We start from the raw sequence: 721 nt of genomic DNA, 5'->3' as shown, positions 1-721 counted from the left end.
CATCGGCCCGATCCAGCACCGCGACATTCGGGATTTCAAGCAAGAGACGCACGAGCTGTTCGACGTGATGTTCGTCGCGCTGGAGGACGGCACGGCCTGCCGCGCCGACGCCGTGGCGATCCTGCGCGAGATCGACGGCGTGGAAGAGCAATGCCGGCAGTTGCGGGCCAAGTGCGAGGGGCTTCTGTGACGCCTCTGGCTTTGCGGATCGCGAAAGAACTGACCGTGCCGGTTCCGCGGCGGGTCATGGAGGATCAGGCCGGTCTTCTGTCGAAGATGTCCGACATTCACTGCTTCGAGATAACGGAAGTCCTGGCGCTGACGCGCGAGATGGCTGCGCAGATGCCTGCCTATGGCCTCGGCGAGACGTCGCAATTCTTGCCGGCTCCGCGCACGTGGGTCGAGTATCGCGAGGGCGGCAAGCGCTACGGGATGCTTCTGGAGGATGCGGAAAACGCATCGTTTCGAGCGACAATGGCCGAAGGATGGGGGAGTGTTGGCCCGCTTCTAGCGTTCGATCGTGGGTGGTTTCACCCCCGTCTTTACCGCGCCTCTTCGTTTCCTGGCCTTCTTGCTGCTGCTCGATCCCTTGCGCAAATGGAATGCAGCGTCGAGTTCATCTTCGCCGCGCTTGCTCTGATCAACGCACCGCGCATCGTCGGCCGTCGCCAGCACATGCCGCATCGCGGCTTGGAGGCGAAGCTGGTGCGCAGGCTCGGCG

The 721-nt window shown here is 63.5% G+C and carries 2 protein-coding genes; both read left to right on the top strand.

What is annotated here, in order from left to right; all coding sequences use genetic code 11:
- Positions 1-190: hypothetical protein (locus tag NS365_RS24730; RefSeq protein WP_193753535.1), on the top strand; the 190-nt coding region annotated here is incomplete at its 5' end.
- A gap of 56 nt (positions 191-246) precedes the next feature.
- The coding region (locus NS365_RS23235; protein ID WP_153003941.1) for a hypothetical protein at positions 247-721 on the top strand (475 nt) is incomplete at its 3' end.

It is taken from the genome of Aureimonas ureilytica, assembly GCF_001475935.1.
GTDB lineage: Bacteria > Pseudomonadota > Alphaproteobacteria > Rhizobiales > Rhizobiaceae > Aureimonas > Aureimonas ureilytica_A.
Note: the sequence above shows the minus strand (reverse complement) of the source record. Positions and strands in the feature narration are given on the sequence as shown.